Origin of the sequence: Bacillus sp. 95MFCvi2.1, assembly GCF_000374965.1 — a bacterium.
Taxonomy (GTDB): domain Bacteria; phylum Bacillota; class Bacilli; order Bacillales; family Bacillaceae_G; genus Bacillus_A; species Bacillus_A pseudomycoides.
Map to the genome: position 1 here is coordinate 1 of NZ_KB895715.1, position 24,273 is coordinate 24,273.

General features: G+C 33.0%; 18 protein-coding genes and 5 pseudogenes. 11 read left to right on the forward strand and 12 right to left on the reverse strand.

Features of this window, described 5'->3' with window-relative positions; all coding sequences use genetic code 11:
• Window positions 1-202 precede the first annotated feature (202 nt).
• Genes C568_RS0124430 through C568_RS0124445 form a run of 4 tightly spaced genes read left to right on the forward strand, consistent with a single transcriptional unit; the run spans window position 203 to window position 6,711 of the window.
• A complete protein-coding gene (locus C568_RS0124430; protein ID WP_018782100.1) occupies window positions 203-1,429 on the forward strand; it encodes a hypothetical protein in 1,227 nt (408 codons plus the stop codon).
• A gap of 32 nt (window positions 1,430-1,461) precedes the next feature.
• Window positions 1,462-4,383 (forward strand): helix-turn-helix domain-containing protein, encoded by a 2,922-nt coding sequence (locus tag C568_RS0124435; RefSeq protein WP_018782099.1) that lies wholly within the window; start codon window positions 1,462-1,464, stop codon window positions 4,381-4,383.
• A gap of 28 nt (window positions 4,384-4,411) precedes the next feature.
• Window positions 4,412-6,013, forward strand: coding sequence for a site-specific integrase (locus C568_RS0124440; RefSeq protein WP_018782098.1), 1,602 nt, complete (start codon window positions 4,412-4,414; stop codon window positions 6,011-6,013).
• A gap of 8 nt (window positions 6,014-6,021) precedes the next feature.
• Complete coding sequence (locus C568_RS0124445; protein WP_018782097.1) at window positions 6,022-6,711, forward strand: hypothetical protein; 690 nt, start codon at window positions 6,022-6,024, stop codon at window positions 6,709-6,711.
• On the opposite strand, the gene C568_RS0124450 is transcribed toward C568_RS0124445, so the two are convergent.
• From C568_RS0124450 to C568_RS0124465, 4 genes are all read right to left on the reverse strand, one after another.
• Window positions 6,673-7,083, reverse strand: coding sequence for a hypothetical protein (locus C568_RS0124450; protein ID WP_018782096.1), 411 nt, complete (start codon window positions 7,081-7,083; stop codon window positions 6,673-6,675). The two genes, C568_RS0124445 and C568_RS0124450, sit on opposite strands and share 39 nt — an antisense overlap.
• Before the next feature lie 198 nt (window positions 7,084-7,281).
• Window positions 7,282-10,443, reverse strand: coding sequence for a type I restriction endonuclease subunit R (locus C568_RS0124455; protein ID WP_018782095.1), 3,162 nt, complete (start codon window positions 10,441-10,443; stop codon window positions 7,282-7,284).
• Between the two features lie 23 nt (window positions 10,444-10,466).
• Complete coding sequence (locus C568_RS0124460) at window positions 10,467-11,717, reverse strand: restriction endonuclease subunit S (protein ID WP_018782094.1); 1,251 nt, start codon at window positions 11,715-11,717, stop codon at window positions 10,467-10,469.
• On the reverse strand, window positions 11,707-13,302 hold the full coding sequence (locus C568_RS0124465) for a type I restriction-modification system subunit M (RefSeq protein WP_018782093.1): 1,596 nt from the start codon (window positions 13,300-13,302) through the stop codon (window positions 11,707-11,709). The genes C568_RS0124460 and C568_RS0124465 overlap by 11 nt, the downstream gene beginning before the upstream one ends.
• 438 nt (window positions 13,303-13,740) lie before the next feature.
• On the opposite strand from C568_RS0124465, the gene C568_RS0124470 reads away from it, so the two are divergent.
• A complete protein-coding gene (locus tag C568_RS0124470) occupies window positions 13,741-13,929 on the forward strand; it encodes a hypothetical protein (protein WP_018782092.1) in 189 nt (62 codons plus the stop codon).
• A gap of 462 nt (window positions 13,930-14,391) precedes the next feature.
• Here the strand turns inward: C568_RS0124470 and C568_RS36560 are convergent.
• The 6 genes and pseudogenes from C568_RS36560 to C568_RS0124495 all read right to left on the reverse strand — a co-directional run.
• Window positions 14,392-14,634: pseudogene (locus tag C568_RS36560) on the reverse strand (tyrosine-type recombinase/integrase); the annotation flags it as partial.
• 18 nt (window positions 14,635-14,652) lie between these two features.
• Entirely contained in the window at window positions 14,653-14,799 is a 147-nt protein-coding gene (locus tag C568_RS35730; protein WP_018782091.1) for a hypothetical protein, read from the reverse strand.
• Between the two features lie 485 nt (window positions 14,800-15,284).
• Window positions 15,285-15,443 (reverse strand): annotated as a pseudogene (locus C568_RS31190) (single-stranded DNA-binding protein); the annotation flags it as partial.
• Between the two features lie 157 nt (window positions 15,444-15,600).
• Window positions 15,601-16,332 carry a Bax inhibitor-1/YccA family protein gene (locus C568_RS0124485; protein ID WP_018782997.1) on the reverse strand — a complete coding sequence of 244 codons (732 nt, stop codon included), beginning with the start codon at window positions 16,330-16,332 and terminating at the stop codon, window positions 15,601-15,603.
• Window positions 16,333-16,407: 75 nt separating this feature from the next.
• Window positions 16,408-18,300: an ABC-F family ATP-binding cassette domain-containing protein gene (locus C568_RS0124490; protein ID WP_018782998.1), complete on the reverse strand. Its 1,893-nt coding sequence runs from the start codon at window positions 18,298-18,300 to the stop codon at window positions 16,408-16,410.
• Window positions 18,297-18,944 carry an HD domain-containing protein gene (locus tag C568_RS0124495; RefSeq protein ID WP_018782999.1) on the reverse strand — a complete coding sequence of 216 codons (648 nt, stop codon included), beginning with the start codon at window positions 18,942-18,944 and terminating at the stop codon, window positions 18,297-18,299. The genes C568_RS0124490 and C568_RS0124495 overlap by 4 nt, the downstream gene beginning before the upstream one ends.
• 109 nt (window positions 18,945-19,053) lie before the next feature.
• On the opposite strand from C568_RS0124495, the gene C568_RS0124500 reads away from it, so the two are divergent.
• Window positions 19,054-19,698, forward strand: a complete 645-nt coding sequence (locus C568_RS0124500; RefSeq protein ID WP_018783000.1) for a hypothetical protein — start codon at window positions 19,054-19,056, stop codon at window positions 19,696-19,698.
• A 415-nt stretch (window positions 19,699-20,113) separates the two neighbouring features.
• Window positions 20,114-20,605, forward strand: coding sequence for a hypothetical protein (locus C568_RS0124505; RefSeq protein WP_018783001.1), 492 nt, complete (start codon window positions 20,114-20,116; stop codon window positions 20,603-20,605).
• Window positions 20,606-20,773: 168 nt separating this feature from the next.
• Here the strand turns inward: C568_RS0124505 and C568_RS36565 are convergent.
• Window positions 20,774-20,872, reverse strand: a pseudogene (locus tag C568_RS36565) (N-acetylmuramoyl-L-alanine amidase); the annotation flags it as partial.
• Window positions 20,873-21,127: 255 nt separating this feature from the next.
• On the opposite strand from C568_RS36565, the gene C568_RS0124510 reads away from it, so the two are divergent.
• Window positions 21,128-22,321, forward strand: a complete 1,194-nt coding sequence (locus C568_RS0124510; RefSeq protein ID WP_018783002.1) for a S8 family peptidase — start codon at window positions 21,128-21,130, stop codon at window positions 22,319-22,321.
• Window positions 22,322-22,410: 89 nt separating this feature from the next.
• On the opposite strand, the pseudogene C568_RS32095 reads toward C568_RS0124510, so the two are convergent.
• Window positions 22,411-22,803, reverse strand: a pseudogene (locus C568_RS32095) (N-acetylmuramoyl-L-alanine amidase); the annotation flags it as partial.
• A 12-nt stretch (window positions 22,804-22,815) separates the two neighbouring features.
• Between C568_RS32095 and C568_RS35735 the strand changes: the two are divergent.
• From C568_RS35735 to C568_RS31205, 3 genes and pseudogenes are all read left to right on the forward strand, one after another.
• Window positions 22,816-23,016, forward strand: coding sequence for an EndoU domain-containing protein (locus C568_RS35735; protein WP_018783004.1), 201 nt, complete (start codon window positions 22,816-22,818; stop codon window positions 23,014-23,016).
• A gap of 25 nt (window positions 23,017-23,041) precedes the next feature.
• Window positions 23,042-23,347: a hypothetical protein gene (locus C568_RS0124530; RefSeq protein WP_018783005.1), complete on the forward strand. Its 306-nt coding sequence runs from the start codon at window positions 23,042-23,044 to the stop codon at window positions 23,345-23,347.
• Between the two features lie 359 nt (window positions 23,348-23,706).
• A pseudogene (locus C568_RS31205) lies at window positions 23,707-24,261 on the forward strand (HNH/endonuclease VII fold putative polymorphic toxin); the annotation flags it as partial.
• Window positions 24,262-24,273: the final 12 nt, after the last annotated feature.

The window sequence follows — 24,273 nt, forward strand, 5'->3', positions numbered from 1 at the left end:
ACATATCTCCATAAATATGTACATAAACTTCATGTACATATTTATCCTTATCCAACACTCTAAAAACAAGTGGATTCTGAATTTTAGGAATTTACTGTTGTACAAAAAAAAGCGACAATATATTATAGATTTATACACATATCTTTCGACCAAATCCCTAAAGATAATGTACAAAATTATGTGATTGGGGGGACAGTAAAAAATGATTACTCTACAACTAAAAAATTATAAGTTTTTCTCTATTCCTGTTTGGCTAGAATGGAATACTTCAAGTAAAGGTGATATAACAAATAAGAAATTCTCAATTATTGGACTTAAAGAAACTTCAAATGACATACACATTGTACATCCATTAAGCGACTTTATACTAAGCAATTGGAAATATAATGCTTACAATACCCAAAGAAAACATTGTAATAATACGGTTTCTTTTCTAAATTACTTATTAACTAACAAGAAACAGTTAGGGATTAATAATCTAAAAGAATTAAAACTAGTACATGGAAATGATTTTCTTAATAATCTATCTCGTAATGAAAGAACAGTAGGTACTGTTAAAGATGTTGAAAGAACATTAACATTATTTTATATATGGCTTCAAAAAAAAGGATGCTTACCAATGGTAAATGAAACCCTTTTTATAAAAAAAGAGACTTATCAAGGAAAATATTATTTCCAATCCCCTTTTGAAGTCATCTATCCCACCAAAAAAGTCTCAAAGCAAGAACATATGTTACCAGCAAAATACATTCCTCTATTATTAGAAATTGCTACCCTAAAAACAAAGCCAATTGCATTAGGAGTCTATCTACAAATATTTGGTGGCTTAAGAAGAGGTGAGGTCGTCAATTTGAAACGTTCAAACTTAAAGAGAAAATTAAATACTGGAGATTTTCTACTCACTCTAAAAAATCAAAATTTCAGAAAGGATATTAAAGATCATTCTGGATCCAGTAGCGTAAAAAAGCCTAGAAATCAAGCCGTCCTACAAATATTTGATTGGGGAAAAGTTCTTTTGGCAGATCATATTAATTTATATAAAGATCATACTGACTCAGGTGCTCTTTTTATAAATAGGGATGGAAAAGCTATGTCAGGAAAAAGCTACAGTCAATATTTTAATAAACTAAAACATGATTTTATAAATTTCTTAAAAACATACGGTAACTCAGAAGAAAAAATTCTTGCGAATCATTTACTCCTTGCAGATTGGTCTACTCATATAGGACGGGGAACTTTCACTAATCTTATTGCCGAAAATACAGATAATCCTCTAGAAATAGCTTTTCATCGTGGTGATGATAATTTATTATCATCTTTAACATATATGGTTAAGACAGATAGAATGAGAAAAAAAATCGAAGATAAATTCGATAATATGCATGAAAATTATCTCCCCCGCCTTATTGATAGAAATAAATTTGATTAATACCATATTCCCTTCAAAAAAGAGGTGAACAAATGTCTACTGAAAATAATAGTGAACTCCAATACATAACTGTACTGGAATTTAGTAGGTCACTAGGAATTCACGAAACTACAGCTTATAAATATATTAAAAGAGGGCTTATTTCAAATATAAAAAACATTAAAGGACGTATACATATCCATATAGACGAGATAGAAAAAACAAAAGAAAAAGCTAACCTAAATCCTGTTGACGATAGAAACTCCTACCTAACAACGTATGAAGTATTTGAAGTTTTAAAAAAAGACGGTTTGTGTATACGAGGAACATCATGGATTCACAAAAAGGTTTCCACTGGATTAATAAAAAGATACATGAAATTCAAAAATAAACTTTATATTCATAAAGAAGAAATAAAAACACTAAAACTTTACTATTTCGAACATTATAATGCAAATATTCCGTCACAAAAAATTGAGGATTACTATACAATTAATGAACTTAGCCTAGAACTAGGAATATCCAAAAATCAAATTCACAAATACATATATGAAAATAAAATCAACACTTTTAAACTCCCTCATGCTAAAGGAAATATATTTTTTCTAAAGTCTCATCTGTCACTAATAAAAGAAAAGATTGGCTATATAGATAAATATAACCCTAAAGAATTTCTTTCCATCCAAGAACTAATAAGTCAACTTGAAAAACATAAAATTTATGTGACTGATAGATCAATCCGACAGCTAATATATACAAAGCGAATACTAAATTATGTAATGCATCTAAATAAATACTATTTTCATAAAAACGAACTCAGCCAGTTATTAAATTATTTTGCTGAAGAAGGATATTATGAACATATCCATACAGAAACACAGAAACAAGAAAAAAACAAACCTATGACAAATTTCTTAACTGTTAAACAAGCATCAGAAAAACTACAAGCTCCACCAATTTGGCTAAGAGGGCTGTTAAAAGACTACTTCCCTAATTCAAAAAAAGTGCCTGCATCTGGTGGATATCATTGGCTAATATCAAAAAATGATATAGAGAATTTCCAAAAAGAATACTACTATAATCATAATACAGGGAGGCTGCATTTAATAGACCACTACGATTTGGATACCTTACGCTCTATTTCAGGATTTACATTTGATAAACTACGTTTAGATATAAAAAAAGGACTACTGACAGGTGCTATACTAAAAAATAAAAAGTACTTTATCCCTATCCCAAATGCAAATAGGTATTTAGAAAGTCTACAATATGTATTAGATACTATTTATGATACACATACAGCTTTAGAAGACTTATTAGAACATTTTAATAACCATCCCCCTCCCAATGGTTTAATAAAAACATCGTCTTTTTATAAAAAATGGGTGGAAATCAAGATTAATTCCAGTAATGCAAGACCACCCTCCTTAAGAGGCAATATCTTAAAATTTATTAACTTATATGACAAAATGCTTTCTTATTTCCAAGGTGAAATATGGACTACTTCGAATGCTAAAATAGAGCTTTTTCTTTCCAATAGAACCTTATCTAATGAACTTAAAAAAATTTTCGTTCAGTTTTTGTCATATTGTGATACTCAAAATGGAATAAATAGAGAAAAAAAATACTTGTACTACTACACAAAAAAAGATGATACTTATTCAGAAAAAAATATGTACTCATTTGAAATTTATCACCAATATTATTCTCATGTTCAAAACATTGAAATACATATTACTAACGCTACTACATGTAGATACTACGCCAATATGTGGGCATACACAATAATTCTTCTCACCAATAATTGGAGAGGAATAGATATCGTTCATGAATTCCCTTCTATAGAACTGGATTTTATAAGAGCGGACAAGTTATCTTGGTTCAAAACCAATAAATTAACCATGGAAGAATCACAAAGTATTATTAATCAGCTTTATATTAAACTTCGAAATGCAGTAGCAAATAAAGTTTCTGTACTTTATAACTTCTATGTATCTCCAAACTTAATAGAGAGCTTAGCGCATTCACTTGTCATTTCTGAACTTCATAAAAGAAATATACAAAATTACACTGCCCTTCCAGAAAACTCTCGTATACTTGGTACTTTCTTTTTTGGCAAAAAAATTGTATCAGCCAAAGTATCTGGAAAGGATCAGCATTTAAACTTTTTTAATCCCTCTCCTCAATTAAAAGATTTTGACTGTTTGGTCATGAATAGAAGTACCATGACTTATCTTTTTTATTCAATCTTAGAAGATGATGGTGAAGATGCTGATTTAGCCCTAGAAATTACAAAAAACACCCGATCACACAAAAATTCAGATACAACTGCTATTTACATTCAAGCAAAAAATAAAGACGGCAGCATAAATAGAGTCTCGGTTAACTTGTTAAATCGTGGTATGTTTGGGTGGTTATACAACTATATTTTACTTAGATTAAAAGAAGATATACAAAATGGACAAACAATTGAAGAACGAACCGATACTATAAAAGAACTACGTAATTCTATTTCACCTATGGAACTAGAAAAATGGGCAATCCTTTTGCAAAATCTTTATACTAATAAAAACCGTGTTATAGATGAATTCAAGCATCTTCCAATTGAAGAACTGAAAACACTTGCAATAAAATTATTTACAAATCAAATGCCTTCAAAAGAAAAAACGGGCCAATGTCTTGTATACCCTAATTGTAAAAGAAAAAATCTAAAAACATGTTATTCTTGTGAGTATTTTATCCCTGAAAAAATGGTGTTAATTGAAGCAATTAGTGAACTTAAAAGATTAACAAGTTCATTAGAGAACACCAAATATGATGCTATTAGAAAAAGGGATTCGTTTTTTCTTCTCAATATTATTTTGTTAATTGACGAAGCAATTAAAGCTTTTGGTATTGATGTCGTCAATTCTTTTCTTCCTTTAAAAGAAAAAACAAAAATATTAGAGAAAGTTAAACAACGTTTACTTTTATAAAAAAAATACTATGTAAAGGATATATATAATGCAATTAAAAAAGATAATAAATATGGGAAACACGCCAATAGCCGTTACTGAATCTATAACTTATAACGATCTTAATGTATCCAAATTCGAAAATATATTTAACGATTTACTTATCAATGGATATATAATGGCAAAATCTTTTGATGATGATGAATGGCTTATTCCATGTAACATCCAAAATACACCTTTTAAGCTGCCGTTTCATAAATTGTTTTCACATAAAAAATTATGCACCATTATTAAATACTATCTTTTATTACGGCGTGCTTCAGGTATCTCACCTTCAACTATAGAAACCGAATTCAATATACTCAAGAAAATAATTTTAGCAACCGAGGGAGTAACCTCCACAGATCAATTCGAAAAATTACTTTCTAGTCTCAGCAAACCTTGGGCTTCAACATTAGCACTTGTATTTAAAGAATTCTTAGAATTTTCACGGTTGCCAGGACATGAAAAATACATAGAAATATGCGACTCATTCCCTTCACCTAAATGGAAAAATAGAGATCTACCCAATTTTTATCATGTCCTGCTTTTTGATGAAATCATTAATGATTTTAAATATAAGGTGGTCCTACCTAAATACCATAAATATTATCCTGTAATTTTATGGTGGACTATTACAAATATTATTCCCATGAGACCCAATGAATTTTTAAGAATGAAATATAATTGTCTACATGAAAAAAACGATGGTAAAACATGGATTATTATTCCGAGATCGAAACAAAAGTTCGATAGCCCCAAACAAGAAGAATATTTTCAACATATTCTTGTTACTGATGATATATCTAAGGCGATTAAAGATTTTCAATATGTGTTGGATACGTATAACATTCATACAGATAATCTATTTCCACAAGAATTTTATTGTCAGTTTTTTTCTAGAAGTATTAAGAAATCCACAAATAGAATTTTAAAACATCAATTTCAAACTTTACTAAATAACTTTTATACAGAAATTGTTGAACAGATGTATTCACAGCACTCTTTAGATAAGATTTCTCCAGGTGATACAAGGCATTTTGCAATCATTAATATGTTTTTACAAGGATTTAATGTTTTATCCATCGCCAGATTAGCTGGACAAACAACTATACAACATGCGTCAAACTATTATTCTCACGCCAAATTATTTGCTCAATCATATGTATACAGACTTACTCAAACTATAGTTGAGAAACAAGCTCAAAACAAAATGTCTGGTGGCTTTTTGGGAACTAAAAGAAAAATTTTTGATAATAGAATATTATATTCACCTAAAAACTCAGACCAGTACCAGAAAGTTGATTATGGCTACTGCACTGATAAAAATTTTCCTAATAATTGCGTTGAGGACTGTAGAATATGTGTTAATCATTACTTTTTCAATCCATCTATCGATGAATATGACAAGGCGATTAAGTGGTTAGAATCATACTCAAGGGATTTAGAAAATAGAATCAATAATCATCTTGAATATATTAAAGAATTTAGTTTATCGAAGTCACATGAACGAGTGAACTATCACGAGTCTCTTCTAACTAAACATTCTAGACAACTATTAAAGTATATGGACCACAAGGCTATTGTTGATGCAAAGTTTATAGAGGAGTGAAAGAACTGATGCTAAAAGGAAGACAAAAAAACTCAGGGCGACCTAGAATTTTTACTGATCAGGAATTAAAAGAACTTGCATTAGAAGTTAAAAACAGATTAGGGCACGTACATTTAACTTATTCCCTTCTTGAAAAAGAGACCGGCATTGGAAGAAACACCTGGAAGAGAAGATTAGAAAAAACTATAGCTGAATTAAATAAACCTATTTATCGAACAATTAGTGTAAACGATGATGATGAGGTATATTTTCCAAACATTGAACAAATTTTTGAAATTTATAAGGGGAATACCCCTAAAATTATTAATGCACTTCATGGATTTGAAACAATGTTTATTAAATTGTATGAAGAACTCCATACCTTAAAAAAAGATGAACAAAAAATTATCCATATAAAGCAAATTACTGCTGAAAAAGATTTACAAATTAAAAAGCTTAAAGTACAAGTTGAACATTATAAAAACCTTTACGATCAATTAACTATTTCTAGTTCCTTCCCTCACTTACAAGAAAAAACAGGACTCAAAGACAATCTTTTAGATTTCAACGCTAGCGTTGATAAAAACAGTAGTTTAACAAACTTTAAAACTCTATTCAAAACTTCTAAAGATTCAATAGAACCCTCAGAAAAAAGTGATTTAGAGGAACCTTTCAATAAACTACAAGAGATGTTTCCTGATTTTTTCAATGAAAAATAATAGAAAACATGTACCAAACAAAAAGAATCCATTTTTTAAAATGGATTCTTTTATAAAACACCAAAATAATTCTCTTGTGTGATAATCATCGTTTATATGACAAAACTCATGAAAGAAATTATTAAATAGCATAGTGATATTGTCTTTATTTTCATCCTTTAACTCTTCTGCAAGATACAATCCAAAAATAAATTCAGATCTAAAAAAGATAGAGGTTTCCTCTTCACCTAAATTATTCTTATAAAAGAGAACCATCGCTTGACCTTCACTTACTTCATTCTTAGTATGACCTGTCTCCAAGCCTTTTTCGGCCTGAAAGGCGTAGAGTTCTTTAACATATTCATTATTCACATCCGAGAATTTCTTTGCCACTTAGAACCATCGCCCCACGTAGGGACGGTAGATTTGAAATGCATCTTACTGGTACCCCCATGTCTTTCTCCTTTCTTAACTCGTGCTTTTTTTAGTTTAATGCAAGAACTTGTGTAAGTAAAATAGATAAAAATAATAAAATACTATTAAATATGGTAAAAACCAAAGCACTCTTTATCTTCATTTTTGTCCCATCTACTATCTCAACTCATCATCCAACGGTACAATAATTTCATCCAAGACTTTCCGCCAATCACGTTTCATTACCTGAGCATACTTGAATGGTTTTGCTTCTGGATGAACCGTCTTGTAGCCTTCATAGTCCTTGCTATCAATAATCCCACCAATATTCGGTATCGGATCTGTACCAATCATGTATTGAATGGCAGAAGAATGTAATTCATTTTCTGAGACAAACCATCCTTTGGCAAACTCCTTGATTGTCTTATCTCTTGCTTGCGTGAAGTAGTGTCTTTTGACCATAAAGATGTCTTCATTTTCATCCAATTCTTCGGCATCCATTGCATTTAAAATAGCATAATAGACTTCTTTTACACATTCGGTCTTATTCAATTTTTGTAAGGCTTTTTCAATTTCAGCCCGAATATCTTGGTTATTAGCAGAATACGTTCCCAACAAACGGTCAATATAAGTAGAATCGATATCATATAGTTTGATACTATTTTCCCCATAGAATTCAATACCTGAAAAGTCGGCCGTTGATTCTAAATCTTTCTCCTCTTTTTCTACTAGTGATCCTTTGATGGTATTGTACACACCCACTTGTTCTTCTAGAATATGTACTTGTTCTTGCAATGACTTCGAACTTTCCATATCGTCGTTGTAGTCATCATAGGTTACCAATGCTTCATAGGAATTATTTAGTTCTTGGAAAGCCTTCACGTAGTCAATTCTTGTTTCCATTGGGGTGTGTTCATCTAAGTCACCTGGTACAATCACAAACTCTTTGATTTTCTTGTAGGCTTTTTCGAATCGTTTCTTGGATTCTTCGTATGTTGGATATACTAAACCAGATTCTTCTTTGGCTTCTGAATATAGCTTAGTAGCATCTACAACATTCTTCTCCATCGTGTGTGGCTTACGGAAAGTAGCGATTAAACCTTTTGTTTTTTCTGGATAGGTACGATTGGTGCGAGAAAAAGCTTGAATCAAGTTCGCATAACTCAGGTTTCGATCCACAAATAGCGTTTGAATCGTTGGTGCATCAAATCCTGTCAATAAGCGATCCACAACAATGACCAGGTCAATTTGTTTCCCAAACTCTTTAAATTCTGCTTTCTTACGCGCTAATCGGTTGTTGATATCACCGTTATAGCGTTCGATGTCCGTTAAAGACCACGCCGTACCATAATAAGCATTGTATTCCTTTATAATTTCTTGCATTTCGGTTTGTTTATCTTTAGAATCCTCTGTATTTTCATCTAGTGAATAAGTGATTGCAATGCGTGGAAAATCCGGATCATCAATCGTTCTTCCAGCACGAATCGGATGATTGGTAAATTCTTTTTCTATCCAATTGCGATCTTTAGTCATTTCTTTAATCGCCTGATAATAGCGTTTTGCCATGTCAATGGAACTGGTTGTTAAGATTGCTGATTTTTGTGGTCGGCCATTTTTAAAATCAAACTTCATATAAGCATTATCTGGGCGGAAAATCTTACGCAATACTTTTTGAGTATGCTCATCACTTTCATAAACACTATTATCCAAGTATTCTTCTTTTTTCACACCATTCATTTCATCAATTAGTTGATTAATATGATCAGGATTATAAGTCGCGTACTTTTCTACTTGTCGTAATTGCTGATAGATTTGATTATTGAGTGACGTCGGTTCAATCGTATCTTCGTGTTCGACTTGGAAACCTAAGACCGATCCATCTTCTAAAGCATTTTTAATGGTATAGGTATGCAAGACTTCCCCATATTGATCGTGAGTCGTACGCGCCAATTGTCCTTTGGCTTGTTTTTTGTTTTCTTCGAAGATTGGTGTACCTGTAAAGCCAAACCACGTCGAGTTTGGAAAGAAGCCTTTGATTTCTTCCAGACCTTCTGCACTCAAAGCACGATGACATTCGTCAACGACAAAGACAATATGTTGACCTAAAAGTTTCTTGAAGCGATTAGTTCCTTTTTGTTCTTCTTGCTTTTTGGCATAGCGCAACGCGGCATCCAATTTTTGTCGTGTAGTGACAATCACTACATTTGAATTGGCATCTGCTAGTAATGTATTACTAAGTTCTTTGGCACTGCCTGTTCCTACAATCAAACTATTAGCTTTAGCATTTCCAGAAGAAAGACCGGTATTGAATTCTGAAGCAAACTTCGTAAATTCAGTTGTTGTCTGATTATCCAGATCTTTTCTATCTACTAGCATAATCGTACGATCTATTCCAGACTTTCGTGCTAATAGTTTGGTAGAGACAAAACTAGTTAAGGTCTTGCCAGAACCTGTTGCATGCCAGACATACCCTGATTGATGCTTGTTCGCAGCAGTAAATAGTGCTTCAATCGCATGGACTTGGTAAGGATGTAATACCATCAATGTCTTGTTATCTTGATCCTCACTGACAATTGTATAGTTGGCAATTAACCGATGAGCATCAGGTATATTCAAAACTTGTTTACAAAACTCATAGAGATTTTCAACTTTTCGATTGTCTTTGGTTCGCCAACTAAAGATAAATTTTCGATGCATGTCTTTTGGCATCGCATTGGCAAAGTAGCGAGTCGTCTGTTCGTTAGAAATAACAAATAACTGAAGAGTAGAAAAGATATTATTTCTAAACATCCCTTCTTCTGCATATTTCTTGACTTGATTATAGGCTTGGAATACGCCGTCTTTGGCACGAACCTGTTTCAATTCAATTTGAACAATCGGTAGCCCATTGATTAAAAGTGTCACGTCAAATCGACGATTACGACCATCTATGTTTGCTTTTTGTTTCGCAATCTGATTAACGACTTCGTATGTAGATATCCCACCACCAATGTCTTGGTTGGAATACAACACTAACGACATTGAACCTAGGGAAACATCTTCACGTTCAATCGTAATTCTAGAGATTCCATTTTCCCCTTTAAGCCATCTCGCAGCATCAAAAGGTGTCTGTGTTCTCAATAGTAATTCTGTTTTAATAGTGTCAAATTCTTTATCAGAAATTGGATGATCTCCAATTTCTGATAAGTTATTTTGCGTAATCTTTTGACGCAAGTTCTTCCACAAGTCTTCTTCAGATTTTAAATCTGGGCGATAACTCCACTGATTATGTCCTTCCCCTAGAACCTCAATCAGGCGACATTCCACTTCAGCTTCATCATTATGTGATATCTTTGTCATGTTTCTCCCTCTCTTCTTTTCACTTAGACAAACATCTTTTGCAGGAATGCTTTTTTCGTTTCTTTTAGGGCATCTAATTCACGCTGATGAAGTGTGATGAGGGTGTCCATATCATCAAAAAACACTCCAATAATAGATTGTTCATCGAAACTTGGAATAGATATCTTATAATTTGAGACATCTTTCTTAGTCAATTGTGGTTGGGCGCTTCCGAAGCTAATTAGATCAATCTGCTTTTTTCCTAGTGGAGATTTAAGAAATTGTGTTAAGAAACTTGGATTAACTTTTTCTTTTGAACGAAGTAGCAACATCCCAGAGTTAATTCGGGCATAAGGTATATGCTTCTGTACATCAGCATTATACCAAGCGATATGTCCCAATGAACCACGTGAAGTTACTACTATGTCATTCAGTTCTAACTTGCCATTCCCAAGTGAACTTGACTTTTCTTCTGTTATATATTGGTTAGATTCAAAAGAGAATCCATTCTTAGTTATGTTTGATGCACTAAGAAACAATGTGTGTCCTGCTTCTAATAGATCACCATTTGATGGGTAATTTTTACCTCGATCCCCATCCAACACGTTAACAGCTTCTGATAATTTACACTGTTCCCAATCACCAGTAAATCGTGGGAAACGAACTTCTGGTACGGACTCCCCTTCTTTTGGAAACATTTTTTGCAAGATGCCCTGTTTTGTTTGTTTGAGGGTGGTTAGTTCTTGCTGCTGAAGAACGATTGTATCGTCTAATTGTTTAAAAAAGTTTCCTATTTCCTTTTGTTCTTGATAAGAGGGTGATAGAAATTGATAATCTCTTATCTTACTTAATCCTAAGAACTTTTGAGTATTTCCTGCGTTCTCATTTCGTATATATTTTCCAAATATTGTTGACTTCAATAACTGTATTAGAAACTCATTTGTAACCTCACCACCATGTTTAATAAGGGCTACATTTTTAATTGCAAAATTTTCTCTATCAACTATAACTGGATTACCTATTGTACCAATCATCCCAAAAATAATGTCCCCAATATCAACTTTGGATCTTTTATTAATCGATTGATAATCTTCTTCAGAAATAAGTGAAACATTAGTCATGTCCAAACCATTTTCTGTTAAATTTTTTGAAGTAACTAATGGAAATCCTTCATTGTAATATTTTGGAGAATCATGTGTTCCATCACGAACATCTTTAATATCCGATAACTTACGCTTTTCCCAATCCCCAGTAAATCCTGCAAATCGAATTTCTGGTGTATGATTATTTTTCACGATTAAACACCTCTAATGCTCCTTTGATCCATTCAGCATCTTCTTCTCCAAATTGAAGTGAAGAAATCGTCTCAAATAGATTTTGTTCTAAGGCTGCTTTTTCTTTGCGAATCTCTTTGATTCCTGCACCAATTGAAGCCATATCCACTGGTTCCTCTTCTTCAAAGGTATCTACGTATCGAGGGATATTCAAATTGAAATCATTCTCTTTGATTTCATCAAAGGTAGCGACATGAGCATATTTCTCAACATCTTCTCGCTTCTTATATGTTTCAACAATCTTATCAATGTTTTCTTTAGAAAGTTTATTTTGATTCTTTTCTTTCGTAAACTCATTACTTGCATCAATAAATAACACATCTCGAATGGTACGATTCTTCTTCAAGATGATGACTGTTGTTGGAATTGATGTCCCAAAGAATAAGTTTGCTGGCATACCAATTACAGCATCAATACTGCCATCTTCTAGTAATTTCTTACGAATCACACCTTCTGCAGCTCCACGGAACAGTACCCCATGCGGTAAGGCGATTGCCATTGTTCCGGAATCTTTCAAATGATAGAACCCATGTAAAAGAAAAGCAAAGTCTGCTTTTGATTTTGGTGCTAACTTCCCGTAACGATTGAAACGAGAATCATCTAAGAACGTATCATCTGAAGACCATTTTGCAGAGTATGGTGGATTCATTAATACTGAATCAAACGTATAAGGTTCATTTGTTGGCCAATCCTTATTCAAGGTGTCCCCATTTCGCAATCGCATATCTCCTTTATCTACACCATGCAAGATCAAATTCATTTTTGCTAAGTTATAGGTTGTCGTATTCAACTCTTGTCCATGATATTTAACACTATCAGGATAGTTTAAGTAGTTTCTGACATTCAACATCAAAGAACCCGATCCCATGGTTGGATCAAACACGCTAAATAGTTTCTTGTCTTCTTGACCAATAGCAACAATTTGAGCCATCATGTCTGATACCATGTGAGGAGTATAGAATTCTCCAGCCTTTTTCCCAGCTTCTGAAGCGAATTGGCTAATAAGAAATTCGTAGGCATCGCCAATCACATCTCCATCATGACCGATTACATCTACATCATCCAACTTCTTCAAAACTTCGGTAATAGTTACATTACGTTGTTGATCATCGGCTCCTAATTTTTTCGATTGTAAATCGACATCATCAAACAACCCACTAAATTGATCATATTTTGTTGATAATTGAATAAAACCCTTATTCAAATCATTCAATTGAAATGTATTTTGTTTGGCTTGAATGGTTAGAATGTTGAAAAGATACTCTGGTTCAATATCGTATCCTAAGGTATCAATCAACGTTTCAATCAAATCTTTTTTTGTATCATCATCTGCTAATAGTTCCATGTACAACTCAGTTTGTTTATTTGGTGTGTTGTATTCTTCACATGACTCATCTGCTAATTCAACTACTTTTTCTAGTAACTTATCGGATAAGTATTTGTAGAAAATCAATCCTAGTAGATAGTTTTTGTATTCTGATGCGTCCATTTTGCTACGAAGATTGTCTGCAGCACTAAATAGTCGTTGGTTTAATTCTGCTCCCATTGTTAAGCTCCTTTATTTAATTAATTAATTAATCGTTCTTATTTTACCATTAAGTAATCGCAAAATATCTTAGAAAAACAAAAAAGTCGTATCTAATTTCTTAAGATACGACTTTTTTATTAAAAAACTGAATTTAAATAAAGTTTAAAATGAAAATGAATAAAAGCATACATAAAAGTATAAGATGTTGATATTGAGCTAAAGAGGCAGTTTATTTTTATAATAAATTTTTCCTAAAACACCTGAAAAAGAAGCATTTTGAAAAATTTTATCCAAAGTACTTCTTATTTTTTAATTGTTTTTTCACACTATATAATTGTAATATCGAAAATTGGTGAAATATAAAAAATTTTAATTAATAATTATTAAAACACAATAAAAGTAATTTAAGGAATATATGTATACATTCGTATACATATAAGATTAGGGGTAATTAAAATGGCCGAGACATTCCGACGTGGTAAAATTGAGGACTATATTTACAGGTTAAAATTAAGAAAAGATATTCTAATTAGGCAATTAACACAAAATGAATTAGCATGTGTAAGAGAAAATCTAATTGGACAAATACAATCAATAGACTTTATTTTAAATGAATTAATCAAAGAATTTAATATTAAAGTTTAATTGAATGGTATACAAATGTATACTTTTTAATTTTGCTAAAGAATTTTGGGCGAAATTAAAAAAAGCTCTAGTTCGCAATAAAATTTCATTTCGCCCAAAATAATGCTTGCCTATTTGAGCCACGATTATTGATTCACTATTATTTAGAGTTGATGATATAAATATTTATTGTGGATTAACGATATTACAATTAAACGATTTTACCAATGAATTTTTCAACAAGTATTACTCCATCATCAGGGGAACGAACCCTATATCTTTTTCCCTCTAATTCCGTAGTAACTTATCTAATTCCTACGATTTCAAAAGTATTAGAACAGATTCTGATAGAAGAACAAGTTTTGACGCCGGTTATGGGGGGACTTCTTCAACATTAGACATTTTTGATATTTTTATACAACCAGTATAACTTTATTTTAAATAGTACATCTTTATTATAAACGGTACGTTTTTATTTCAAATCTACATCAAAGCACTCTTGCTCCAATATCTATTTAAACTATTCTCAAGATGTTGATTCGAAATATGCGTATATTGTTGGGTGGTAGTAACGTATTCATGACCCGCAATAATTCTAACCACACTTATATCCATGCCATTCTCTATTAATTGTGTGATATAGGTATGTCTTAAATCATGGAAATTAAACTCGATGCCAACTTTCTTTTTCACCACATTAAAAACGGAATATATCCCTAAATACGTTAACGGTTTCCCTAAATTTTATTTTTGCTGTGATACAAATAAATTTCCATGTTCTGTATCAATTTTATTTCTATCTTCCATAATAAAATCATCTATTTCATCAAGTAATGACATCGGAATGTATAAATTTCTAGTCTTACCTTTTGACTTAATATTTTCTAACACTCCAAGTTCTTTAGATGAATCAGGATATGGAATGTCTTCTATTTACAGTTCTAAGACTTCTCCTATCCTTGCACCTGTTAGACACATGATTTTAAAGATTTGTTTATCTCTTCAAGTAGGTAAATGATCTAATATTATTTGCACATTTTCATTGGATACAAGATGAAAAGTAGTTTTGTTTTCCTTCACTTTAAAAATGGATTGCTTTGTTTTGTTATTGCTTTTCGTATGATGGAGTAAACTTTTAAACATATCAAATGGTCTATTAACATTCTTTTTTATAAAACCACAAATTACATTACTTTAAATATATTCACTTTATTATATATAGATTCATTTTATTATGTGCAATTATATATCATGATGGCATGTACTTTTTGTACATGTTATTAATTTTGTACAGCTACCTATTTCAGTTCAACGTTAATACTGCTAATAGATGGGATAAAAAATACAATTATGTACATTAGAGATCATGGAGATATTATGACGCAGTAAATGTAATCTGCTTGCTGCTCTCCTAGGCTATTTCGAAACCCTCTATTTACCGCAACGCATATACGTGCATAAGCAATTCCTTGCTTTGTGTAGTATAGTTCTGGATCTTTTGTCAATCTTCCGATTAATACAACTCGATTCATCATATTTATACCACCTCACATTTTTTCTTTATTGTAGAAAAAAATAGAAGATAGGTAAAAAATGCAAAATAATATATTTCTAAAAAGAAATCATCACTTTAAATCTAAAAAAATACAAAAAGAAATCCTGCATATTTCAATCATGCAGGATTTCTTTCAATTAGTCATTTTTCGCAAAGTAAGAAACGAAACGAAGAATTTCTAAGTACAACCATACTAATGTCATCATTAGACCCATCGCACTGTACCACTCCATATATTTTGGAGCTCCACTACGTGCGCCATTTTCGATTAAATCGAAGTCTAGTAATAGATTTAATGCAGCAACGATAATCACAACTGCACTAATGATAATGCCAATTGTTCCACCTTGGTGAATATACGGAACAGTAACACCAAACATGTTTAATAGAAAAACGATCAAGTACATAACCAAAATCCCAAGCGTTGCGGCCATTATACCTGTACGGAACTTATCCGTTACCTTTACAACACGAGTTGCATATAAAACTAACATTGCAAATAAAATTGAAATTGTTAGTAATACAGCATTTAAAATAATAGAGTTGTCAAAACGAATCGCATATACCGCTGAAATGCTTCCTAAGACAATCCCTTCAACAGCTGCATAAATAGGTGCTGTAATAGGCGCCATTTTCGGGAAGAAGATAGCCGCAAATGCGATAATTGCAGCCACAATTAATGCTCCAATTAAAACTGGCATTTGCATTTTCCCCGTATACATCTGTATGTATGAATAGACAGACGTTGCAAGAAGCAAGACAAGCATAATTAATGTTTTGCCTACAGCTCCGCCAATTGTCATCGCAGACGTACTTGCTCCCTGTTTACGAAAGGTTTCTTTTTTCAACATTGGATTAGATGTTCTCATTTTTTCCCTCCTAAAATATGTTCTACCAATAGTGTAAAGTTTTTCTCTTTACATTTCAATATATGCAGCTTGTTTTTATTTTAAACCTTCAACGATGTCAGACAGTTCGCTCCAGCGTTCCATTGCTTTTTCCAGTTCTTCTTCTGTTTGCTGCTGCGCCTCAGAAAGCTCCTGTGCTTTTGTAAAATCAGAACCTACATTCGCAAGTTCTTCTCCAATCGTTTCAAGCTTCTCTTCAAGCCCAGCAATCGTATCTTCAATGGTTTCCCATTCACGTTGTTCGTGATAGGAAAGTTTACGTTTACGTTGTTGCTTTGGAGCTTCTTCCACTTTCTTTTCTTTCTGTACTTCTACTTTTTCTAATAGTTCTTGGGCCTTTTGTATATCTAGGTAATCACTATAGCTTCCTAGGAATTCACGAACTTCTCCGCCACCAGTAAAGATAAATAATTCATCTACTACTTTATCTAAGAAGTAGCGATCATGCGATACCGTAAGAACGACACCCGGGAAATCTTCTAAATAGTCTTCTAGTACTGTTAACGTTTGTGTATCTAAATCGTTTGTCGGCTCATCTAATAGAAGTACATTCGGCTCTCCCATTAAAAGACGTAATAAATACAGACGTCTTCTTTCACCACCAGATAGTTTACCAAGTGGTGTTCCATGTGAATGCGGTTGGAATAAGAAACGCTCAAGCATTTGGGATACTCCAATGACTTTACCGTCTGTTGTATGAATGACTTCTGCAATTTCTTTAATATATTCAATCATACGTTGATTTAAATTCATCTCTTCATTTTCTTGCGTATAATAAGCAACTTTCACAGTTTGTCCAACTTCAATTTCACCACTGTCAGGTGATAATTTGCCTGCAAGCATATTTAATAAAGATGATTTCCCGCTACCATTAGCCCCAATAATACCGATTCGATCGCCTGGTTTCACAATATGATTAAAATTATGTAATACCGTTTTTTCACCAAATTTCTTCGTTACATCTTTTAACTCAAGCACTTTCTTTCCTAAGCGACTCCCGCTGAGTGAAATATCAACAGATTGCTTCGCTGCTGGACCTTCTTGTTCTTTCAACTCTTCGAACCGCTGAATACGTGCTTTTTGTTTTGTAGAACGAGCTTTCGCACCGCGGCGAATCCAAGCAAGTTCACGGCGATATAGATTTTGGCGCTTTGATTCTTGTGCTAACTCTTGTTCCTCACGAAGTGCCTTCGCTTCTAAAAATGTACTATAGTTTCCTTCATAGCTATACAAATTACCATTATCTAGCTCAAAAATACGATTTGTAACACGGTCTAAAAAATAACGATCATGTGTTACAAGTAAAACTGCTCCAGTATACCGTGCTAAATATTCTTCTAACCATTCCACTGTTTCATGATCAAGATGGTTTGTTGGCTCATCTAAAATTAATAAATCAGGTGTTTCAATAAAGCACTGTGCCATTGCAATACGTTTTTTTTGTCCACCAGATAAGTTCCCCACAGTTGCAGTGAAATCTGTAATTCCGAGTTTCGTTAAAAGCGACTTTGCATTCGCATTTGCTTCCCATGCATTCATCGCATCCATACGTTGCTGCACTGCAAATAATTGTTCTTGCACTTTTTCATTACTCGGGTCTTTTTCTATGTTTAATAACGCTTGTTCGTATTCACGAAGAAGGCGAATTAGCGGCGTATCACCGTGGAATACTTGCTCAAGCACTGTTAAATTTTCATTAAAATCCGGTTGCTGTGATAAATAGCTAATTGTATAACCACGCGTATGTGTCATATCACCTGTATCTGGAATCTCTACCCCTGCAATAATTTTTAATAATGTAGATTTCCCTGTACCGTTTACTCCAATAATCCCTGCACGTTGACCCTCTGCAATACTAAATGATAGTCCATCAAATAATGGTTTATCTCCATATGATTTCGATACGTTTTCCACTGTTAGCATTTTCATATTTGTGCATTCCACTCTTTCATAAATTGTTCTATAAACTCTTCCATATAACGATGGCGAATTTCAGCCTCTCGTTTTGCAGCATCCGTATTCATTAAATCTTTCAACTTCAAAAGCTTTTCGTAGAAATGATTTAACGATGGATCATCATTTTTTCGATATTCTTCTTTTGTCATCTCTTCTCGAGGTGGAATGTTCGGATCATACATTAAACGTCCTTTTGCACCGCCGTAAGCAAACGTTCGGGCAATACCAATTGCACCAAGTGCATCTAAACGATCTGCATCTTGAACGATTTTCCCTTCTAATGTGCTTACCTTGCCACCATGCCCACCTTTATATGACATATTCATTATAATATGAAGGATATGTTCAGTTTCTTCTTCAGTAACATTCAATCCTTCTAGCCAATCAGAAACTTTTTTCATACCAGCTTCTTCACTTTCATTTAACTTCTCATCCGCTACATCATGAAGTAAAGCTGCCATCTCAATTACAAAACGATCCCCACCTTCTTTTTCAGACAAAGAAAGCGCCAATTTATGTACACGTTCAATATGATACCAATCATGCCCACTAGCATCTGTTTCCAAAATATTCCTTACAAAAGCAACTGTTTTTTGTATTTTTTCTTGTTTTTTCATTTATCTTCACCCAATTTCTTATTGTAACACGCTCTCATTTTTTCATCACATATTTTCTTGTCCGCCCATAGACTGTTTTGTACGTACGATCATGAAGGAGGAAATAAAAATGTTCTACAATAATAAATACCCTTATCCAGAGCAACCATACTATCCTCAAAATCAAGAACAACGATATCCAGAGCAGCAGTTTGAAGAACAAGAACCAGAGCAACAAGAATTTCAATATCAACAGAATTCATACTTAGCACAACAAACTCAAGAAGCTCAATACCATCAAAATCCATATACAGCTCAGCAACCTCATGAAACTCAACACCATCAAAATCCTTACGTAACACAACCAGGTCAGGAAACTCAGTACCAACAGAATCCTTACGTAGCTCAACAAGCTCCATATCAGCAACCACAAATGTATCAACCATACCAGGATACACGTGTTTCACCACCTGCACCAACATTAGATTCCACTCAACCACATATCTTGCCACCAGGGCCTACTACAGCTATTCCCACTGAACCAACACAACAACAAATTCAACAAGTTGTTGGTACACACTATTTGTCGTTAAAGAAACCTGTATTAGATTTCGTAAAACCATGGGTAGAGTACGGTATGAATGAAGCAAAACATACCTCTCAACAACACGCAATGACAGAGGTTGCTGCAATTATGTTCTTAGTTGGAAAAGGATTTAATCCGACAATTGCTCATTATATTGTGGAATCTTGGGAGAAGAATGAACAGTTTTAAGCTTGTTCATTTTGTGTAATACAAGTACTATAAAAGTGCCATAAAAGCCTGTTATACAAGCTTTTATGGCACTTTTTATTTGTTATATTTTATTTTATTTCAAAAGTGAATTTCATATTTTTTCACACGTTTTTATATCATTTGTGAGCAAAATGTGAGCAAAAAATAGCCTTTTAATTAAACTGTATTAGATAAATTTTTATTTTAAAAACAATTCATTTAACATAAATTTCCGCAATAATTTTGTATTACAATCCCTTTAATAAATATGGATTGCCGTTCCCATTTGTGAACTTGTGTGCGAAACATATCCTCTGAATTCATCGTGTTTTAAATTAAACTGAAAACGTTGATTTATTAAGGTTTTCAAAAAGTGATGTTTCATTTATTATAACAAATGAGAGGCAGGAAAATTATGATATATCAAAATGAGAAGATTCGTAGAAAAAAAGCATTAATCAGTGCCAAAAAAGTCTTTAGCCAATTTTCAAATTTAGAACTTATTGAATTTGAAAATCCGGATTCTGAATGGATAAAACTGTTCGACACAGCATTGAAACAGTTTCGTAATATAGACTCTAATCCAACATTTCACATTCCTATTGGTGATGTTAAAAGTAAGTATATTTTATGGATTGAAAGTTCTTTAGGTTCTTTAAGTTTTTCAAATCATAAAACAGAATATTTTATATTAGTTCCTAATTGTTTAGAGCCGGTATGGGCAAATGTTAGAATATTGAATTTCACAAAATCTATCGAGGAACTTTGGGACATTTCTGAAACTAATGAATTTATAATTGCTGATAAGAGTACAGGGCAAATTGCACAAATATTTTCTGAAGAAGAATGTTATGAAATTCACTTTAAGCGCTGCAACACAGACCTAATTGACTCTTTAAAAAATTAATTTGTAAATTAATATTAGTATTAGGAATTTAAGCCTTGATTAGCTGAATGTTTTTCAAACTTTCTGAATAGATGAGTATAGCAACTTGTGTAAAGTGATTGAGCAAGCAGTAAAAAATATATTATACAAAAGAGCACACCTGAATTAGTGAGTGCTCTTTTGTAACTCCTACTTCACATATACAAAGGCTTCGTTTGCAGTTACATAGTATGTCTGTCCTTTGCTATTGTGTACTTTGTATTGTGGCGAACCGTTCACTGTTACTTTCTTATTCTTTCTTTACTTTTCCAAACACCTTTTTGAAATGAAAATAATTCCAAACCATGATTTCTTTTAAAATTTATCTTTAAAATACCATCTTGGTAATTGAAATATCCTTTGGACAACTTCTGCATTAATAGCTCGCTTTATTAGAGGGAATTTTCTGAAATTTCAAAACTAATCATACATCGCTTGACCTAACTATATAGTTGAAAAGAAATGTGCATCAACAAAGATAAAATAATAGGGAGGAATTTTCTATTGAAAAGTAAAATTGGTGTTTTTTTACTTGTGTTATCTTTGGTTTTTGGTTGCATCCTTTATAACCCCTCTGTATCGAATGCAGACTCCTTATCCAAGGAATATGTTCCGAACCAAATTATTGTAAAATTTAAAGACAATACGTCTCTTAGTAAAACTCAAGAATTTCATAAATCAGTAGGAGCTGACGTTGTATCAAAAGATGATGTCTTGAAGTTTGAAGTTATTAAATTTACTAAAGGTACTGTCAAAGATAAAATAAAAATTTATAAGAATAATCCTGATGTAGAATATGCAGAGCCAAACTATTATTTTCATGCATTTTGGACTCCTAATGATCCCTATTTTAGTAATCAATATGGGCTACTAAAAATCCAAGCACCTCAGGCATGGGATGCACAGAGAAGTGCTCCTGCTGTCAAAATCGCTATTGTCGATACCGGTGTACAAGGTAATCATCCTGATTTATCCTCTAAAGTTATATACGGCCACGATTATGTAGATAATGATAGTCAATCAGATGATGGAAATGGTCATGGTACACACTGTGCGGGTATTGCAGGTGCTCTTACAAACAATAATATTGGAATTGCAGGAGTTGCTCCACAATCCTCTATATATGCAGTCCGAGTACTTGATAGTCAAGGAAGTGGGACTCTTGATGCTGTAGCAAAAGGTATCAGAGAATCTGCCGATGCTGGAGCAAAAGTCATTAGCTTAAGTTTAGGAGCTTCTAGTGGAGGAACTGCATTGCAACAAGCCATTCAATACGCTTGGAATAAAGGCGCTGTGATAGTTGCAGCTGCAGGAAATGATGGAAATACAAGACCAAATTATCCTGCTTATTACAATGAAGTAATTGCAGTTGCATCTACAGATCAAAATGACCAAAAATCTTATTTCTCAAATTATGGAAGCTGGGTGGATGTAGCAGCTCCTGGTTCGAGTATCTACTCTACGTATAAAGGCAGCACGTACCGATCATTAAGTGGTACATCTATGGCAACCCCACAGGTGGCAGGAGTTGCAGGATTATTAGCAAATCAAGGCTACACTAACGTACAAATTCGTCAAATTATTGAAGCCACATCTGATAAAATCTCCGGAACAGGAACCTATTGGAAGAATGGTAGAGTGAATGCAAATAAAGCTGTACAGTATGGAACTATGTTAAATGAGAATAAAGCTTCATAAATAAAAAAGGCCGACTCATAGGGAAGTGCCCCCCAATTGTTAGACACAATTAACAATTGGAAGTGCATTTCACATAGGAATCGGCTTTTTTATTTTACTTGTACATAATACGGACTAGCTGTAATGTAATATACATTACCTCTGCCGTTTTGCACTTTATACTGAGGTGATCCATTCACCATAATCTTCGCATCAATTGCAAACCCTAATCCAGCATCTAATATACCAGCAACATCTTTATCCTGCCAAGATGGAGAATCATAGAAACGTAGGTTGTCCACTTTGGACACAATACGCTTTCCTGCAATCGGATTAACTGGCCCTTTCTTCTCAAACTTGATGTAAGAAGGATTGTTATATACCCATTGATTTCCTCCAAGATTTAATCAACCATCTTTTTCTCCCCATACTTGGTATGATTCTGGTTTATTTAACTGACGAATAACAGAGTAACTTGCACCTGCCCCTTTACGAAGAAAAACCCTCAACACGTTATGTGTCAAGGGTTTAAGCCTCTTAGTAAAGAGACATATATTGATCGCGTTCCCATTGGTGATGTTGCTAACCTTCAAGAAAATATAAATGTAAAAGACGGAAATATGATATTTGGTGAATATAAAGGCGTAAGGGTTGGAGTAATAAAAACAAACGGTAAGATTGGAACTGTATTCCCAGATGGAACAAAACAACCTTAAAAATGCAAATAAAGGAGAATTAATTATGTTTGAAGAACAAGTAAGAAAAATTATAGAGGAGCGAAAGGCAATTCATCCTGAAAATATTTTTTTAATTGAGAAATATTGGGAAGAACTCGCAGAATTATTAAGCGAAGATATTGAACAAACTATTAAATTTTTAGATACCGCTTCAGAAGAAGAAGTAGAATGGCTTAGTGAAGTATTTGAGGATGTAGATTTTGACGAAAAAACTAAAGAATACGTGGAGTGTTTAAAACGTTTAGTACAAAAATTTCCGAACTCTACAATAAGACCATCTGTTGAAGTTGTAGAAAAAATGATATTTTAAATACAATCGAATTTAGATGAATAGATTCAATCTCATATTGCGACATATATAGATGTCGTATTTAAAAAAAGCAGCTATATCATGCACTTAGAAGCATATACAGCTGCTTTTTATTAAACATAACATAGATTATTGGTTTAATTAATTATTATAAGCCCTAATTTACTTTAATTGAAATATAAGCACCATGAACTCAATGGTTATCATAAAAAAATCAAATAAAATCAGAAAAACTATATAAAAATGGACGGAAATCCTGATTATTATATCTAATAAAATAATACATAAAAATTCGAATTTCAAAGTTGGTGGACGTTTTTACTCCCCTAAAATTATTGAATGGTGAATTTAAATTAAATGGGGAGATGACCGGGGAATATGATATAAGGCGTGCTTGGGAAGGTATAGATCCATCAACAGGCGATAAACTTTTATGGTTGGATCGAGTATCAGCTGGCGGAATGATGGTTCTGGGTGTTACACCAGTTGGAAAACTTGCTAAAATGGTGAAAGGTGTTAAAATGACTGCAGATGCAGCCCAAGCTGCTAAAAAAGCTGCTAAAGCCGCCGAAAATTATAAAGATCATCTTGAGAGACAAGACAAATTGTTAACTAGTAATGGTGCATATCGTAAGGCAAGACGTGAGGCTGGAATCCCCAACTCTACTCCACGCCAAAAACCTACTCCTGTTTATGATGGAACTAGTGAACATAGATTGGTAGAAGAATACACCAATATTAAAAATGAAAAAGTATATATTATTGAACATAGAGAAGATAAAATGGGAAGAGGTCCCCATTTCCATACTGCAGACGCTGAAAAAGGGAGTCCTCTGGAAAAAGGAAGATATAATCAACATCCCGGACATTATCCAGAAGATATTGAGGGTTACAAGAAAAAAGGCAAAAAATAAGAAACTAAAGGT

Excerpts from the sequence above, each read along its gene's own strand:
- C568_RS0124430 (WP_018782100.1), top strand. The coding sequence starts at position 203 with ATGATTACTCTACAACTAAAAAATTATAAGTTTTTCTCTATTCCTGTT.
- C568_RS0124435 (WP_018782099.1), top strand. The coding sequence starts at position 1,462 with ATGTCTACTGAAAATAATAGTGAACTCCAATACATAACTGTACTGGAA.
- C568_RS0124440 (WP_018782098.1), top strand. The coding sequence starts at position 4,412 with ATGCAATTAAAAAAGATAATAAATATGGGAAACACGCCAATAGCCGTT.
- C568_RS0124445 (WP_018782097.1), top strand. The coding sequence starts at position 6,022 with ATGCTAAAAGGAAGACAAAAAAACTCAGGGCGACCTAGAATTTTTACT.
- C568_RS0124455 (WP_018782095.1), bottom strand. The coding sequence starts at position 10,443 with ATGACAAAGATATCACATAATGATGAAGCTGAAGTGGAATGTCGCCTG.
- C568_RS0124465 (WP_018782093.1), bottom strand. The coding sequence starts at position 13,302 with ATGGGAGCAGAATTAAACCAACGACTATTTAGTGCTGCAGACAATCTT.
- C568_RS0124470 (WP_018782092.1), top strand. The coding sequence starts at position 13,741 with ATGGCCGAGACATTCCGACGTGGTAAAATTGAGGACTATATTTACAGG.
- C568_RS0124485 (WP_018782997.1), bottom strand. The coding sequence starts at position 16,332 with ATGAGAACATCTAATCCAATGTTGAAAAAAGAAACCTTTCGTAAACAG.
- C568_RS0124490 (WP_018782998.1), bottom strand. The coding sequence starts at position 18,300 with ATGAAAATGCTAACAGTGGAAAACGTATCGAAATCATATGGAGATAAA.
- C568_RS0124495 (WP_018782999.1), bottom strand. The coding sequence starts at position 18,944 with ATGAAAAAACAAGAAAAAATACAAAAAACAGTTGCTTTTGTAAGGAAT.
- C568_RS0124500 (WP_018783000.1), top strand. The coding sequence starts at position 19,054 with ATGTTCTACAATAATAAATACCCTTATCCAGAGCAACCATACTATCCT.
- C568_RS0124505 (WP_018783001.1), top strand. The coding sequence starts at position 20,114 with ATGATATATCAAAATGAGAAGATTCGTAGAAAAAAAGCATTAATCAGT.
- C568_RS35735 (WP_018783004.1), top strand. The coding sequence starts at position 22,816 with ATGTGTCAAGGGTTTAAGCCTCTTAGTAAAGAGACATATATTGATCGC.
- C568_RS0124530 (WP_018783005.1), top strand. The coding sequence starts at position 23,042 with ATGTTTGAAGAACAAGTAAGAAAAATTATAGAGGAGCGAAAGGCAATT.